The 16,321-nt window shown below is 43.1% G+C and carries 13 protein-coding genes, 1 tRNA gene and 1 pseudogene; 2 read left to right on the forward strand and 13 right to left on the reverse strand.

Annotated features, from left to right (window positions below; genetic code table 11):
- Positions 1–7: 7 nt before the first annotated feature.
- Positions 8–1,459, reverse strand: a complete 1,452-nt coding sequence (hemA, locus tag MM817_RS07315; RefSeq protein WP_241713168.1) for a glutamyl-tRNA reductase — start codon at positions 1,457–1,459, stop codon at positions 8–10.
- A gap of 270 nt (positions 1,460–1,729) precedes the next feature.
- On the opposite strand from hemA, the gene MM817_RS07320 reads away from it, so the two are divergent.
- Entirely contained in the window at positions 1,730–2,641 is a 912-nt protein-coding gene (locus MM817_RS07320) for a DMT family transporter (RefSeq protein ID WP_241713170.1), read from the forward strand.
- Positions 2,642–2,645: 4 nt separating this feature from the next.
- Here MM817_RS07320 and yihA read toward each other — a convergent pair whose 3' ends face one another.
- The 11 genes and pseudogenes from yihA to MM817_RS07375 all read right to left on the reverse strand — a co-directional run bounded on the left by yihA (position 2,646) and on the right by MM817_RS07375 (position 13,900).
- Entirely contained in the window at positions 2,646–3,260 is a 615-nt protein-coding gene (gene yihA / locus MM817_RS07325; RefSeq protein WP_241713172.1) for a ribosome biogenesis GTP-binding protein YihA/YsxC, read from the reverse strand.
- Between the two features lie 32 nt (positions 3,261–3,292).
- Positions 3,293–5,614: an endopeptidase La gene (gene lon / locus MM817_RS07330; protein ID WP_241713174.1), complete on the reverse strand. Its 2,322-nt coding sequence runs from the start codon at positions 5,612–5,614 to the stop codon at positions 3,293–3,295.
- A gap of 200 nt (positions 5,615–5,814) precedes the next feature.
- Positions 5,815–7,512, reverse strand: coding sequence for an ATP-dependent protease LonB (gene lonB / locus MM817_RS07335; protein ID WP_241713176.1), 1,698 nt, complete (start codon positions 7,510–7,512; stop codon positions 5,815–5,817).
- A gap of 88 nt (positions 7,513–7,600) precedes the next feature.
- Entirely contained in the window at positions 7,601–8,881 is a 1,281-nt protein-coding gene (gene clpX, locus MM817_RS07340; protein ID WP_241713178.1) for an ATP-dependent protease ATP-binding subunit ClpX, read from the reverse strand.
- Positions 8,882–8,893: 12 nt separating this feature from the next.
- Positions 8,894–9,484 (reverse strand): ATP-dependent Clp endopeptidase proteolytic subunit ClpP, encoded by a 591-nt coding sequence (gene clpP / locus MM817_RS07345; protein ID WP_241713180.1) that lies wholly within the window; start codon positions 9,482–9,484, stop codon positions 8,894–8,896.
- A gap of 99 nt (positions 9,485–9,583) precedes the next feature.
- Positions 9,584–10,876: a trigger factor gene (tig, locus tag MM817_RS07350; protein WP_241713182.1), complete on the reverse strand. Its 1,293-nt coding sequence runs from the start codon at positions 10,874–10,876 to the stop codon at positions 9,584–9,586.
- Positions 10,877–10,899: 23 nt separating this feature from the next.
- Positions 10,900–10,976, reverse strand: a tRNA-Arg gene (locus MM817_RS07355).
- A 65-nt stretch (positions 10,977–11,041) separates the two neighbouring features.
- The gene (gene rdgB, locus MM817_RS07360; protein ID WP_241713185.1) at positions 11,042–11,635 is read right to left on the reverse strand and encodes an RdgB/HAM1 family non-canonical purine NTP pyrophosphatase; all 594 of its coding nucleotides are present in this window, start codon (positions 11,633–11,635) and stop codon (positions 11,042–11,044) included.
- A 10-nt stretch (positions 11,636–11,645) separates the two neighbouring features.
- A pseudogene (gene rph, locus MM817_RS07365) lies at positions 11,646–12,433 on the reverse strand (ribonuclease PH).
- 46 nt (positions 12,434–12,479) lie between these two features.
- The gene (racE, locus tag MM817_RS07370; RefSeq protein ID WP_241713189.1) at positions 12,480–13,313 is read right to left on the reverse strand and encodes a glutamate racemase; all 834 of its coding nucleotides are present in this window, start codon (positions 13,311–13,313) and stop codon (positions 12,480–12,482) included.
- A 143-nt stretch (positions 13,314–13,456) separates the two neighbouring features.
- On the reverse strand, positions 13,457–13,900 hold the full coding sequence (locus MM817_RS07375) for a MarR family winged helix-turn-helix transcriptional regulator (protein WP_241713191.1): 444 nt from the start codon (positions 13,898–13,900) through the stop codon (positions 13,457–13,459).
- A 341-nt stretch (positions 13,901–14,241) separates the two neighbouring features.
- Between MM817_RS07375 and MM817_RS07380 the strand changes: the two genes are divergently transcribed.
- Positions 14,242–15,837 (forward strand): ABC-F family ATP-binding cassette domain-containing protein, encoded by a 1,596-nt coding sequence (locus tag MM817_RS07380; RefSeq protein WP_241713193.1) that lies wholly within the window; start codon positions 14,242–14,244, stop codon positions 15,835–15,837.
- Between the two features lie 127 nt (positions 15,838–15,964).
- Here MM817_RS07380 and qoxD read toward each other — a convergent pair whose 3' ends face one another.
- Positions 15,965–16,321: a cytochrome aa3 quinol oxidase subunit IV gene (qoxD, locus tag MM817_RS07385; protein WP_241713195.1), complete on the reverse strand. Its 357-nt coding sequence runs from the start codon at positions 16,319–16,321 to the stop codon at positions 15,965–15,967.

Here is a 16,321-nt window from a genome sequence, read left to right on the forward strand (position 1 = left end):
TATCTCCTCAAAGTGCTGAAAGAGCAACACCACCACTAACACCATTCCAATCGCGAGGTAATGCATCCCTTTTTTCCGTTCTCGAACCCATTCGCTCGATCATCATATCGTTTAAAGCTACAGCATCAAAACGGGGCTCACGAATGGGCATTGAAAATTCATTAGCATGATGCATGGGGTCATTCTCTTGTAAAACATCTTCCACACCAAAAAGACGAGCAAAAACAGACATAGATTCTGCCGCATTTGGCTCAAGCGCCATCTCTTTCATCTGACTAATAGGTTCACGTAACATTTGATTGACAATACTCATCGTATGTTTTTGCAATACCTTTGTTTGGCGTTCATCTAATTCCGGCAACTTATTCAACAAACTTTCCATAACACTTTCCTGGACTAACATTGCCTTTTTGCGTATATCAGCGATTAACGGTACGACTGCTTGTTCCGATTGCCAACGCCCAAAAGCTTGTGCCTCTTCTTCAATCATTTGCTCAACACGAATCGATTCTTGTTTCCGAAGTGATACATTGGTAGCCACAACACCCTGCAAGTCATCAATATCATATACATAAACATTGCCAATACGCCCGAGCGTTGGATCTATATCTCTTGGTACAGCGATGTCAATACAAAATAGCGGCCTTTGTTTACGATGTTTCATCAACTCATTCATCAGTGAGTAGGTTAACACATACTCTTTAGAACCTGTTGAACTGATAACAATGTCAGCCTGTAATAATGCTTCTCTTAATTGTTCCATAGAGTACGCAATCCCACCAAACTTCTGGGCCATTTCCTGTGCGCGTTCAACTGTACGATTGGCTACAAGAATCTTATCTACACCCTGTGCCGCAAGGTGTGTCAACGTTAGATCACTCATCTTACCTGCACCGATAACAAGAACAGTTTTATGTGACAAACTATCAAACACTTTTTTTGTGAGCGAAACGGCTGCATAACTGACCGATACTGCGCTTTGACCAATAGCCGTTTCCGTTTGGACGCGCTTGCCAAGACTGACTGCGCTACGAAACAACTGATTAAGCACTACATTGGTCACAGCTGATTCTTGTGCTGATAGATACGCCTGTCTAACCTGACCTAAAATCTGCGTTTCACCAACAACCATAGAATCAAGACCCGTAACCACATGATACAGGTGCAGCACAGCCGCTTGATCCGCCACTGTGTATAAGTATGGTTTAAACATATTAATGGATAACCCAGAGATGCGACTCAGCAAGAGGCGAATACTTTGTTCCCCTCGTACACGATCATTCGTCACCACATAAACCTCTGTTCGATTACATGTAGACACAATGGTCGCTTCCGCAATCCCTGGCATCGCAGCTAAATCGGACAAAGTTTGTTCGAGCGCAACTTCCGAAACACTAAACTGCTCTCGAATCTCAACTGGTGCCGTTCGATAATTGAGTCCCATCAGTAAAATCTGCATAACTGTCATCTCCAAGGTCAGCATTCATGCCGACGAAACTGTTCCATCTACGTCCTATGCTGCATTATATCACTCAATAAAGATTAGTAACGTATCTAAGTTTGACACCTTTTTGAGTTATTAGCCACTGCAGATACAATCACCAAGCAACGTATCTCTCTATACAAGAGAATAACTTGACGCAAACTGATGGTCAAGGCACAATAAGACTACAGTTTTACTAGACCATTTGGACTATCGTGTGACATTTCGAATAGGCGGGGTTATTGCATGGTTAAACGGTATATGGCCGATAGCGTACTTTTACTTATTACATTTGTCTGGGGAACAACTTTTGTACTTGTTCAACATGCTATCCGCATGATCCCCGTTTTTTCATTTCTCGCTATTCGATTTTGTATTGCAGGTGCTCTCTTACTTGTCATTTCACTGCTCTATAAACCGTGGCGCAAGGCATATACTCGACGTCTTTTGCTTGCAGGTTTTCTCATAGGCACTTGGTTATTTTCAGGATATGCCTTCCAAACACTCGGGCTACTCTATGTATCTCCCGCAACAGCTGGTTTTATTACAGGACTCTCCGTCGTTTTAGTTCCGTTATTTTCAATTGTGTTATTAAAAAGAAAACCCTCTAAGTTTGCATGGATCGGTGTACTCATGGCGACGATCGGACTCTTTTTACTCGCCTTTGGCCAATCAAACCATCTAAACGGAGGTGATTTGCTTGAATTACTATGTGCTGTATCTTTCGCCATGCAAATCATCACAGTGGGCAAACATGCTCCCAAGTATCCTGCTTTGCCGTTAGCTGCCATTCAAATAGTAACGGTAGGCATTTTGTCAGTATTAGTATTACTAGCCACCCATTCACCAATTGCCACATCAAATGAGGTGCTCTTAGCACCTACTGTACAAATAGCATTGTGGGTTTGTATTTTATTTGCAACAGTTATAGCGTATTTTGCCCAAACTGCATTCCAAAAATTTACTACCCCAACGCGAACTGCTTTAATATTTTCTATGGAACCTGTTTTTGCGGCCCTTGCAGCTTATCTATGGACTAAGCAACGTTTAGGACAGTCGGAACTTGTGGGCTGTGGCCTCATCTTGTTAGGCATGCTTGTCACAGAATTTGGTGGTCAAGACCATACTATGACAAGCACGTCGAGTGAAACTATATAGCATCTCACTCAGTTTCAATCGTCTTGTTAAATGCTTGCAGCTCATGATCTACAGCAGACCACAGCAAATCGATCCCGTATCCAGTATCAGCTGATGTAAGCAGTATTGGAGATGCCACTGGATCCATTTTGAGTGTCTTTGCGATCATTTGTATCTGTTTTCCGTAAGATCCACGAGCAATTTTGTCTGCTTTTGTAGCAACAATTTGAGGCTGCCTGCCATTATAACACAACCATTCATACATCAATTGATCATCGCGACTAGGTTCATGGCGTACATCAACTAATTGAATGACTTTGATGAGCGTATCACGCTTGATCAAATACTCCTCAACCATGGGGCCCCACTTTGCACGCAATTGTTTTGAAACCTTAGCGTATCCATAGCCAGGAAGATCAACAAAATAAAAGGAGTCATTGATATGGTAAAAGTTCAGTGTCTGTGTTTTCCCAGGTGACCCTGAAATACGTGCTAAATTCCTTCGATTCAGCAATTTATTTAGTAATGACGACTTACCGACATTGGAACGTCCGACAAAGGCAAACTCCGCTTCGCCACTTGTCGGACACTGATCAAGGCGCACAGCCGAGATGATAAATTCGGCAGAGTGTAAAATCATACTCGCGCCCCCCTTTTATCTACACGTTTTATTTATTTTAAAGCTTGACGCAAAACTTCATCCATGTGCTCCACAAAAACAAACTCCATCTTTTCCCGAATACTCTCAGGCACGTCCTCAAGATCTTTTTGATTATCCCGCGGCAAGACTATTTTCAATATGCCTGCTCGATGCGCACTAAGTGACTTCTCTTTAATGCCACCAATGGGCAATACGCGACCACGCAGCGTAATTTCACCAGTCATTGCTACATGCCGATCTACTGCTCGACCTGTCAGTGCAGATGCAAGTGCCGTTGCCATGGTGATCCCAGCTGAAGGACCATCTTTTGGAATAGCACCTTCTGGAACGTGAATATGAATATCATGCGTTTCTGTAAAATCTGGTGGAATTGCAAGCTCAGTTGCACGAGACTTAATATAAGAAAGTGCCGCCTGCGCAGATTCTTTCATCACATCGCCCAATTGACCTGTAATGGTCAATCTCCCTTTCCCCTCAACAACAGATACTTCAATAGCTAAAATATCGCCACCAGCTTCTGTCCAAGCAAGACCTGTAACAACACCCACTTGATCAGATTGTTCTGCCATACCATATCGAAAACGTTTTGCGCCAAGAAATTGTTCAATATTTTTTACAGAGACCGTTACGCGTTTCTTTTCTCCAGCTACAATCATTTTTGCTGCTTTTCTACATAAACCAGCAATTTGTCGTTCCAAATTACGCACACCTGCTTCGCGCGTATATTCGCGAATCACACGAAGCATGGTATCTTCATTGATCGTAAGTTTATCTTTTGTCAATCCATGTTCCTTACGCTGCTTAGGAAATAAATAATCCATAGCAATCCGCAACTTCTCAACTTCTGTATATCCAGAAAGATAAATAGTTTCCATTCGATCTAACAGAGGTTGAGGGATCGTATGTACCGTGTTTGCAGTAGTAATAAACATGACTTTAGACAAATCATAAGGGATTTCAATGTAGTGATCGCTAAAGGTACTATTTTGTTCTGGATCAAGTACTTCTAACATAGCTGATGCCGGATCACCACGAAAATCATTAGCCATCTTATCAATTTCATCAAGTAAAAATACAGGATTCATAGTCGCCGCCGTTTTCATGCCTTGGATAACCCGTCCAGGCATTGCCCCAACATAGGTTCTGCGATGCCCACGGATTTCCGCCTCATCTCTTACACCGCCGAGTGAAATACGAACAAAGTTGCGATGCAAAGCATGAGCGACCGACTTTGCAAGTGAAGTTTTACCTACCCCAGGTGGCCCTACAAGGCACAGAATGGGGCCACGGTGCTGTCCAACCAACTTTTGTACAGCAAGATACTCAATGATACGCTCTTTAACCTTCTCGAGCCCATAATGATCCGCATCAAGCACAGCGCGGGCACGATGAATATCGATCTCGGGTTGTACATCTACTTCCCAAGGTAGAGATAATAGCCAATCAATATAAGTCCGAATCACAGAACCTTCTGCTGAAGACTGAGGAACTTTTTCTAAACGATCAATTTCTTTTTCAACTTTGTCATGCACTGATTTTGCAAACATCTTGCTTTCAAGCTGATCTCTGAGCTCTTCTACCTCTGCTACGCGTCCTTCTTTATCTCCAAGTTCTTTTTGAATGGCTTTCATTTGTTCTCTCAAATAATACTCTTTTTGAGTGCGTTCCATTTGTTTGCGGACGCGTTGTGAAATCTTCTTCTCTAATTCCAATATTTCACGTTCATCCGATAATATCTGCAACAACGTTTCAAGCCGCTGTGTCACATCGACAGCTTCTAAGATCGCCTGCTTATCTTTCATTTTAAGCGATAAATTGGCCGCTATTGCATCAGCCAAACGACCTGGATCATCGATGTCAGCTACTGCCGCATGAGTCTCTGGTGTGTGTTTTTTTGAAACTTGCAGAAATTGTTCGAACTGTTGCGTCACTGCACGCACCAAAGCATCAATCTGAGGATCACTCTGAAGTGGTGCGATCAAGATTTCTGCGCGCACCTCAAACCATTCATCTTCTTCCATGAAATCAATAATTTTTGCTCGTTCAACACCTTCTACTAACACACGAATCGTTCCATTTGGCAATTTCATCATCTGTTTTACACGTGCAACTGTTCCTACCGTGTAAATATCTTTCGCTAATGGATCATCCATTTGGGTATCCATTTGGGTTGCAAGCAAAATCATATGATCCTCGAGCATCGCCTTATCCAAAGCTCGCACCGACTTTTCCCGTCCTACATCTAAGTGAAGAACTGTCGCAGGATACACGAGCAGACCGCGCAGAGGGAGTAGCGGCAATATACGTTCCTCTGTTATTTCAGCATGAGCCATTATCTGCACCCCCACAGCATTATCACTGTGCATTGTATCGAAATTCCACTCCTTTGTCTAACAAGATCAAAAAAAGAGTGATACAAACATCGCAAAATATTGATATAAGCAACACATGCTCTACTCATAACGGTGAAGAAACAGAAGCGTATGCGCTTCTGTCTCTTCACCGTTATGCTCTTCCAAAACACCATTTATATTCATAAGCTACTTTGTGCAGCTGCGCTCGGAGCAATGATGTTCGCAGTGGACGGCATACCATAAGGTTCAGGTAACGTCGCAACTCCTAACGCATGAGCCAGAGCTTCCTCAAGCCGTATAATCGGAATAACTTCAATATCTTGCATCTCATGTAAACGACCTTGGTCATTTTCAACGGGAATCAAGACTTTCTTGGCTCCGGCGTCACGTGCTGCAGATACTTTTTCGGGAACACCACCGACTGGACGCACACCGCCATAGATGGATATTTCACCTGTCATTGCAACTAAATTATCCACCTTCATACCAGTGACAGCAGAATAAATCGCCACTGCCATACTTACACCCGCAGATGGACCATCCACAGGTATCCCACCTGGGAAATTGACATGAACATCATAATCGCTAAGACTAACCGGCAGGATACGTCGAAGTGCAGTACACACATTATCTACTGAACTCCTCGCCATGCTTCGGCGCTTTAGCACCTTGCCACCGCCGCCAATCTCCTCTTCCTCCACGACACCCGTAACAAACACCTTACCACGCCCTGGCGTAGTAGCGATCGTTGCAGTAGCCTCTACCTCAAGTAATAATCCAGTGGATGGACCATAAACCGCTAATCCATTGACCACTCCAACTTGCGGGTGCAAAGGAACTTTGCGCTCAGGTCGGGGAGCAATCCGACTACTATGTACCACCCATTCCATATCCTCAGTAGTAATTTGTGTGCGCCCATCTGTAAGTGCAATACCTGCTGCAATTTGAACAACATTAACCGCTTCTCGACCATTTGTTGCATGCCGTTGCACTACTTCTACTGCTTCTTTTGCAATTGGCATATTGAGTTTCGCAGCACCACGCAAAACGATCGTCCCGATTTCAAGTGGGATAAGTGGGCGAAAAAATACTTCCACACATCGAGAGCGAATAGCCGGAGGAATCTCTTCTGGACTTCTTGTCGTTGCACCGACAAGTCGAAAATCTGCTGGTAACCCTTGCTGAAAAATATCGTGAATGTGTAGTGGGATGTTTGTATCATCCGGGTTATAATAGGCACTCTCCAAATACACCCGACGATCCTCTAAAACTTTAAGTAATTTATTCATCTGCATAGAGTGTAGCTCGCCAATCTCATCGATAAACAGCACACCACCATGAGCCTTCGTTACAGCGCCAGGTTTAGGTTGTGGGATTCCCGCAACTCCCATTGCACCTGCCCCCTGATAGATAGGATCATGAACAGATCCTATGAGCGGATCAGCAATCCCTCGTTCATCAAATCTTGCGGTTGTCGCATCTATTTCCCAAAACACAGCGTCCGTGGCAAAAGGAGAACTCATACTCCGTTTCGCCTCTTCTAAAACAACACGCGCTGCGGCTGTTTTACCAACACCAGGCGGCCCATAAATTAACACATGTTGTGGATGCGGACCAAATAATGCAGCACGTAACGCACGTAACCCATCCTCTTGACCCACAATGTCTTGCATGGACGCAGGACGCGTTTTTTCTGCTAGAGGTTCAGTCAGTGAGATCGCCCGCATACGGCGCAAACGTTCCATTTCGCGCGCAGATTCCCGATCGATATTTACCCTGTTATGCTGCGAAGTGCGCATTAAGTTAAAAAAATACACACTTACAATTCCAGCAAAAACAACTTGAATAACAGCCAATATCAGTAAACTCGAACTCATCTTACACCCTCCCATTCCCATAAGTAGTAGCTAGTCTAGCCACAGAATAGGTGGGATAAACGGGCATTCAAAAAAGAAAAGAGACTGCTTAAGCAGTCTCCTCTTTTTTCTTCTTTTTACGGCCATCCGTCACAGGACCAGAGTCCATGATGAGCGTTGGCTCATCGCGATTCACAACTGTTTCCTTAGTGACAATACACCTTTTAACATCGGTTCGAGATGGCAAATCATACATCACTTCAAGCATGATACTTTCAATGATAGAACGCAATCCACGAGCACCCGTGTTGCGTTTTATCGCTTCTTTCGCAATTTCCACAAGAGCTTCCTCATCAAACTCTAGCTCCACTGCATCCATTTCAAGCAACCGTTGATATTGCTTCACTAAAGCATTCTTTGGTTCTGTTAAAATCTGCTTTAGCGCTGCTTCATCAAGTGCTTGTAAGGTAGTGACGACAGGTAAGCGACCTACAAACTCAGGTATCAACCCAAATCGCAGTAAATCCTCAGGTAACACACGAGAAAGGAGCTCATTTTCAAAAGTCTGATCACGTGCTTCAGCAGTAGTTCCAAAACCGATCACTTTTTTACCTAAACGGCGTCGAATGATCGGTTCCATACCATCGAACGCTCCACCGACAATAAACAGAATATTGCCCGTGTCAATTTGAATAAATTCTTGATGCGGATGTTTACGCCCACCTTGCGGAGGAACACTTGCAACTGTACCCTCTAAAATCTTTAGCAGGGCTTGTTGAACACCTTCCCCAGAAACATCACGCGTAATCGATGGATTTTCCGACTTCCGAGCGATCTTATCGATCTCGTCAATATAGATAATCCCTTTTTCCGCCTTCTCAACATCGTAGTCAGCAGACTGAATCAATTTCAAAAGAATATTTTCAACATCTTCACCTACATAACCAGCCTCTGTTAAAGAAGTAGCATCAGCAATAGCAAACGGAACATTTAAGATTCTAGCCAACGTCTGTGCTAGTAATGTCTTTCCAGATCCTGTAGGTCCAATGAGTAAAATATTACTTTTTGATAACTCTACGTCATCCGATTTAGAGCCAGTATTAATTCGTTTGTAATGATTGTATACTGCAACCGCAAGTGACTTTTTCGCACGCTCTTGACCGATCACATAAGAATCAAGAATAGACTTGATTTCAGTGGGTTTAGGAACGTCTTTCAGTTCAAACTCTTCTTCGTCGCCAAGTTCCTCCTCGACGATCTCGTTGCACAATTCAATACATTCATCACAAATATACACACCTGGTCCCGCTACGAGTTTGCGCACTTGATCCTGGGTTTTCCCACAGAACGAACACTTAAGTTGCCCTTTGTCATCGTTAAACTTAAACATGGGTATCCCTCCTTATCTTAGATCGGTACGCAAAACCACCTCATCAATGAGGCCATACGCCTTCGCCTCTTCTGCACCCATCCAGTTGTCGCGATCCGTATCTTTCTCAATTTGTGATAAGGTCTGCCCCGTACGTTCCACATAAATCTGATTGAGTTTATGACGCGTTTTTAAAATCCACTCAGCATGAATTTTTATATCGGTCGCTTGCCCGCGAACGCCACCTAATGGCTGATGAATCATAATTTCACTATTAGGTAAAGCAAAGCGTTTACCCTTTGCACCTGCAGTCAGGAGCAGTGATCCCATGCTTGCAGCTAAACCTACACAAATCGTAGAGACTTGTGGTTTAATATACTGCATTGTGTCAAAAATAGCCATCCCAGCTGTAACAGATCCCCCAGGACTGTTGATGTACAAACTAATATCTTTTTCAGCGTCTTCAGAGGCTAGAAAAAGCAACTGTGCAACCACAGAATTGGCCACGTAATCATCAATCGGTGTACCAATAAAAATAATACGATCCTTAAGCAAGCGCGAGTAAATATCGTACGAGCGCTCACCGCGACTAGTCTGCTCAATGACCATAGGCACTAAATTCATATCTTCACCCTCCTGTTACCAACACAACCATGCTTCAGAAGGAAAAATAAGGCACATGTGATAGTGCCCTATTACTTCATGCATTTATTTTACACAACTTTACGCTTTAGCGCTATGTTCAACCAAAAACTCCACAGTTTTTCGTGAAAAAATTTGTGAACGCAGAGCCATGAGCCCCGGATCACGACTTTGAAGGAGCTGAACAACACGCGCTACATCTAATCCTGTCGATTCTGCAAACTTTTGCAATTCAGCTTGAAGATCCTCTTCAGTTACTTGGATATTTTCAGCTTTTGCTATCGCATCTAGAACAAGAGATGTTTTCACGCGATTTTGTGCATCTTCACGAAATTGTTCACGTAATTCCTCTGTTGTCGTTCCCGTAAATTCTTGATATGCATCCAAAGGAATTCCTTGTTGAGATAATCTCGATTCGAACTCTTTCACTTCGGAGTCGATTTCTTGATCAAACATAACAGCAGGAATATCAATGATCGCTTGCTCCACAACTGCTTGAACGATAGCGTCTTGTACATAATGTTCATGTTCATGTTCTAGCTCATGCTCTAAATTTTTAATGAGATCTGCCTTGAAATCTTCAAATGTCTCAAATTCGCTGATGTCTTTAGCAAACTCATCATCAAGTTCAGGTAGTACTTTGCGCTTGATGTCGTGAATAACGACATCAAATTTTGCTTCTTTAGACGCCAAAGACTTTACGTGATAATCTTCTGGGAACGTAACGGTTATCGTCCGTTCTTCGTCTACCTTTGCTCCAATCAGTTGATCTTCAAATCCTGGCACGAAAGTGTTTGTACCAATCTCCAGCTGATAGTTTTCAGCTTCTCCACCTTCAAATGCTTCTCCATCAACATACCCTTTAAAATCCATGACAATCATGTCGCCAGACTCAACAGAACCATCTTCCACAACTTGTAACTCGGCATGTCCACTGCGAACTTTAGTCAGTTCCTCGTCGATACGCTCTTGCGATAACACGAAGTCCTTATCTTCATATGTAACGCTCTTATAATCACCAAGTTGTACTTCTGGTTTGACAGTCACAGTTGCTTTAAAGAGTAATGGTTTTCCGGATTCCATTTGTACGATATCAATCTGCGGGCGATCTACAGGTTCAAGCTTTGCTTCAACCACAGCATTACTATACGCTTCTGGCAATAACACATCCAACGCATCTTGATACAAAGACTCTACTCCAAAACGCGTTTCAAAAATCCTACGAGGCACTTTACCCTTTCTAAAACCGGGTAAATTAACGCGTTTGACTACTTTTTTAAATGCTTCATCCAGTGCGTGTTTAACTTGCTCTTGTCCAACTTCTACTTCTAAAATGCCTACATTCGCTTCTGTCTTTTCCCACTTCACGGCCATTAAAAACGTCCTCCACTCAATAGTGGCGTCCCAGGAGGGGCTCGAACCCCCGACCCACAGCTTAGAAGGCTGTTGCTCTATCCAACTGAGCTACTGAGACGCATCACAAATAACATTGAAACAGCACCATTATAATGATCTAAGCGAGCAATGTAAAGTAAAACATCAATCCATAATCTTACTGTTCAATCGTTCTCGTAATTGTTGTAGTGCCTGACCCCTGTGACTTACCGTTGCTTTTTCTTCTATCGTCATTTGTCCAAATGTTTTAGCTAATGGTGGATAGTAAAAGATAGGATCGTAGCCAAACCCTATTTCACCTTGAATAGATGATCCAATTTCACCTGTACAAGTACCGATTGACGAAATTGTTTTCCCATTAGGAAACACAAGAACAAGTGCTGCAACAAAGCGAGCACGCCTTTCATACGGAGGAACACCTTGCAGGCGCGAAAGCAATAGATCGCAGCGGTCGCCATCACTAAGTCCCTGTCCTCCAAAACGCGCAGAATGAATCCCTGGAGCACCACCTAGCGTATCAACCACTAAACCAGAATCATCTGCCAGTACAGGTACATTCAACTTTCTAGATGCAACCATAGCTTTTAGAGTAGCGTTTTCCAAAAAACTGCTACCTGTTTCTTCAGGTGCTACGTAATCGTCAGGCAAACCCTCGATTTGTGCAAATAAATCTTTTAATTCAGCTTGAAATTCACGTAATTTACCCTGATTGGTCGTTGCTACGACAAGTCTTTCCATTCTCATCCCCCTACAACAATAAAAAGGACATGACCATTGCATGTACATGCTGTGCTATGCTTGTTTTTTCATCACAGAGCTAATATCACCAAGAACCTCTGTTTGCAAAGCGATGAGTTGTAATATACCGGTTTCCGCAAGATCAACCATTTCGTTTAATTGTTGACGAGAAAAAGTAGCTGACTCACCTGTACCTTGAACCTCGACTAATCTTTTACTTCCAGTCATGACGATGTTCATATCCACGCTTGCAATTGAATCTTCTTTGTAGCGCAAGTCCAATAACATTTCGTCATTAACCATTCCAACACTTGTAGCTGCTAAATAATCGCGAATCGGCGCTTTTTGCAATGTCCCCCGCTTACGTAAATTCGTTAATGCGTCTACTACTGCAACAAAAGCACCTGTTATCGACGCAGTCCGAGTGCCTCCATCCGCTTGAATCACATCACAATCAATCCATAGCGTGCGCTCACCAAGGTCCTTCAAATCGAGAATGGCGCGTAAAGATCGACCAATTAAGCGTTGAATCTCCATCGTTCGTCCACCCAATTTTCCACGCGTTGCCTCTCTTTGCGTTCGCTGTTCAGTTGCACGAGGCAACATCGAATATTCCGCAGTAATCCATCCCTGCCCTGCTCCGCGCAAAAAAGGAGGCACTTTTTCTTCAACTGTCGCAGTACATAGTACACGCGTATTCCCTACTTCAATTAACGCAGAACCTTCTGCATGTTTTATATAATTTCTTGTAATCGTAACATCGCGCAACTGGTTAGCTAATCGTTCATCCCCACGCACTATCGTTCCCCCTATTCATATCAAAAGCAGCTCAATCATCATCTAACTACATTTCAATACGTGTAGCTTCATTGTCCATATGCCACACATCAAGATAGCGAACATCAAGCGGACATCCCAACCAATTTTGACCTATCTGTGCAAAGGCATGAGCCTCTCCGCTGGTTAAAAATACATGATGTGGGTCACGCAAGTCAATTCTTGTGAGATGCTGTTCATCAAGCCAAAAACTAACATCACGAGCAGTTTGTTCAGCAGAATTAATCAGACAAACATCGGGGCCAACTACCTCTTGGATCAATTTGCTTAGAAGCGGATAATGTGTACACCCCAGAATTAACGTATCCATATCAGTGTTAACGATCGGTTCCAAAGTCGCTCGCACAATCGGCAGCGCAACCTCCTCTGTAACACCACTTTCGACTAACTCTACAAACGGAGGGCAGGCAAGTGAATACGTTTCAATCCCGCGATGTGTAGCATGCAATGCTTTTGGATAACTACCTGAACGAATCGTAGCGCTTGTCCCAATAATGCCCACCTTATGATTGAGAGTTGCTGCAATAGCCGCACGAGATCCAGGTGCAATGACACCAATTACAGGTATAGTATAGCGTTTACGAGCTGGCTCAAGACAGATCGCTGTAGCAGTATTGCAAGCAATCACAAGCATTTTAACGCCTTGCGAAACCAGATAATCAAGTGCTTGAAACGTATACGTCGCTATCTCTTCTACTGTACGATCACCATATGGGCAACGCAAAGAATCACCATAAAACAATACCTCCTCACGCGGAAGCTGGCGCCATATTTCTCCAACTACAGTAAGCCCACCTACTCCAGAATCCATCACACCGATAGGTGCATTGCGCATCAGCATCCCTATCCCTCCTGCCTATGTACCCTATACATACGCTCCATCTATGTAAATTACTCAAACACAAAATACACCTATCATGTTACAAACCCATAAGTGCATTTCATCATGGTTACAATTAAACTAAAGATATCCACTACGAACCACTATTCTGGACTTAAGCGCTGTTGCAAAATCGTTAGTGCATTTAAAATGAGCATCTGTTCGCTTACTTGCAGTTGGCCTAATATAACAGCAAGATAATTTCGACGTTCTTGCAAAACTCGATCAATCAGTGCCAATCCAGGGTCTAGCACTCGTACACGGACCACACGTTTATCTTGATCATCACGCATACGCTCTACAAATCCTCTACGCTCAATACGATCAACCAAATCTGTAGTTGTACTATAGGCTAACCCGAGTTTTGCACTCAATTCACCAATCGTAATATGTTTATATTCATCAACCCATATAAGAGCATCAAATTGAGCTGGAGACATATCAAAATCACCAAGAATAGCCCTACCCTGTTTACGAATAGTAGAGGAAACATTGCGTAGCAATGTCTCTATCTTAACGACATCATCATTCATCACATTCAACGACACGGTCTAACCCCCGTAATTTAACTAATTTCATTGTACACGTTGTTAAAACACCGTCAACTAAGAACATAGACAACTGATCATCTCATGCAATAAAAATGCTGAATTTGCACCCAAAAATTGCTCGTGATATACTGTATTCATCACTATCGTTGTTACTTTATGAATAAAGGATGATGTTTTCGTGTGCCAAGAGCGTGTTCTCATGGTGAGTGAAGGTTGATTAGGGTTTTTATGCCCATTTTTACCTTTAACCACTGATGGTGACGCGGATGGCGTGAAACGTGACGTTTTCGACATGTTGTAGTACACCATCAGACCATGACTGAAAGGGTTTGATGATGTTGAGTATTTTAGAGATCTCCGATTTATCCCACGGTTTTGGTGACCGAACTCTATTTCGCAATGTACAAGTTCAACTTTCTCCTCGAGAGCACGTTGCATTGATCGGAAGAAACGGTGTTGGAAAATCAACTTTTCTTCAGATTATTGCTGATTTCATTTCTCATGACGCAGGCTATGTAAAATTTCAAAACAATATTCAATATGGTTATCTCACGCAACATGCTGACCTTTCGCAGTTTGCTACCATTGGTGATGCGCTCCGACATGCATTTGCACCTATTTTTGCAAAAGAAGAGTTGCTACAAACGATTGCAGAAAAACTTGGAACTGTAGCCGATCAAGAGCTAGAACGATTACTAGAACGCTATGCGAACTTACAAGAAGAACTTGAGCGTGATGGGATCTATGAGCTTGGTTCACGTGTGGATTCAGTAGCTTCTGGTTTAGGCTTACTTGAGCTCGGACTCGATCGCCCCGTCGCAAATCTCAGTGGTGGACAACGCACAAAAGTGTTGCTAGGCCAGTTGCTTTTACAACAGCCAGATGTTCTGCTCCTTGATGAACCTACTAACTTTCTTGATGCAGAACATGTCATTTGGTTAAAAGACTACCTACAAAATTATCCCCAAGCATTTATCGTTATCTCTCACGAAGCTGATTTTCTAGAAGAAGTGGGAAACGTTATTTGGTCTATTGAAAATGCACAACTCATTCGCTATAACGGTAAATATTCAGCTTATTTAGCGTATGCACAAGAACGAAATGCACAACAAGTTCAGGCGTTCACAAGACAACAACAAGAAATTAAACGTACAGAAGAATTTATCGATAAAAACATCGCCCGCGCTTCGACAACAAAGCGTGCACAAAGTCGGCGTAAAGCGCTAGAAAAGCTCGACCGCATTGAAATTCCGCCAACAACTCCACCGCCATCATTCCCGTTTGTGGAGGCACCATCATCTGCTAAAATTTCGATCGATGCAAAAGGATTGCAGATCGGCTATTCACATGCGCTTCTACCTCCACTCGACATTATCATTGAGCAAGGGAGTAAGATTGCACTTGTGGGTTATAACGGGATTGGTAAATCAACTCTTTTGCGAACATTAGTTGGAGAGCTGCCTGCATTTGATGGGAAACTGCAACGTGATGAAAAACTTCAAATTGGTTACTTTGCCCAGGAAAATTATCAACACGATCAAATGACTGCGCTGGAAAGAGTATGGCAACATGTTCCTAGTTGGCCACAGCAGGATGTTCGTAAAGCGCTGGCTCGATCCGGGTTAAAGCAAGAGCATATCACCCAACAGATTCGCTCACTAAGTGGCGGTGAACAGGCGAAGATACGGCTTTGTATTTTAACACTGCATCAATACAATGCATTAGTTCTCGATGAACCTACCAATCACTTAGACAACGCTTCGCGCAATGCCCTACAGGCTGCGCTAAAAAAATTTCGTGGGACTGTCATCCTTGTATCACATGAACCTATTTTTTATCAATCCATCGTGGATTCCACAGTTGACCTAGAATCCCTCTTTACTCGTGGAGTTGCGGATCGAATTATCGCACATGGTGCAAAGTCTCGTCGTTAATTCATGGAAGACAGGCAAATATAGACCCACAGATCGAGAAAAGAAGACCGCCTAGGTATCTAGGCGGTCTTCTTTTCCATGATAAACTCTGTAAAGCAAAGCGTTGACGACATCATGGATACAGGGACTACGCAACAGATGAACGGAATGTCATAATCCATGCTGATCCTGCAACGATGGTAATCGCCACGAAGAAAGCAAATAACAAGGTCATCACATGCGTACGCGATCCATGATTTTCAGTTACGTGCATAAACATCAGTAACTGCACTAAAAGTTGCATGATCGCTAGTACAACAATCGTTACAATATCCACCGTTACTGGCAAAGCTGAAGATAACACTAACCCAAGAGCTGCAAAGGTGAGAATCAGTGACAAGACATAGCCAATGATATGTTTCCAAGGAAACTTATCGTGATGCGCTGGTTGACCTGGCGTAATCGAAGTGCCATTTACTGCGTTGACATCAGAGTGTGTTGTCAT

The organism is Sulfoacidibacillus ferrooxidans (assembly GCF_022606465.1).
In the GTDB taxonomy this organism is placed as follows: domain Bacteria; phylum Bacillota; class Bacilli; order Alicyclobacillales; family SLC66; genus Sulfoacidibacillus; species Sulfoacidibacillus ferrooxidans.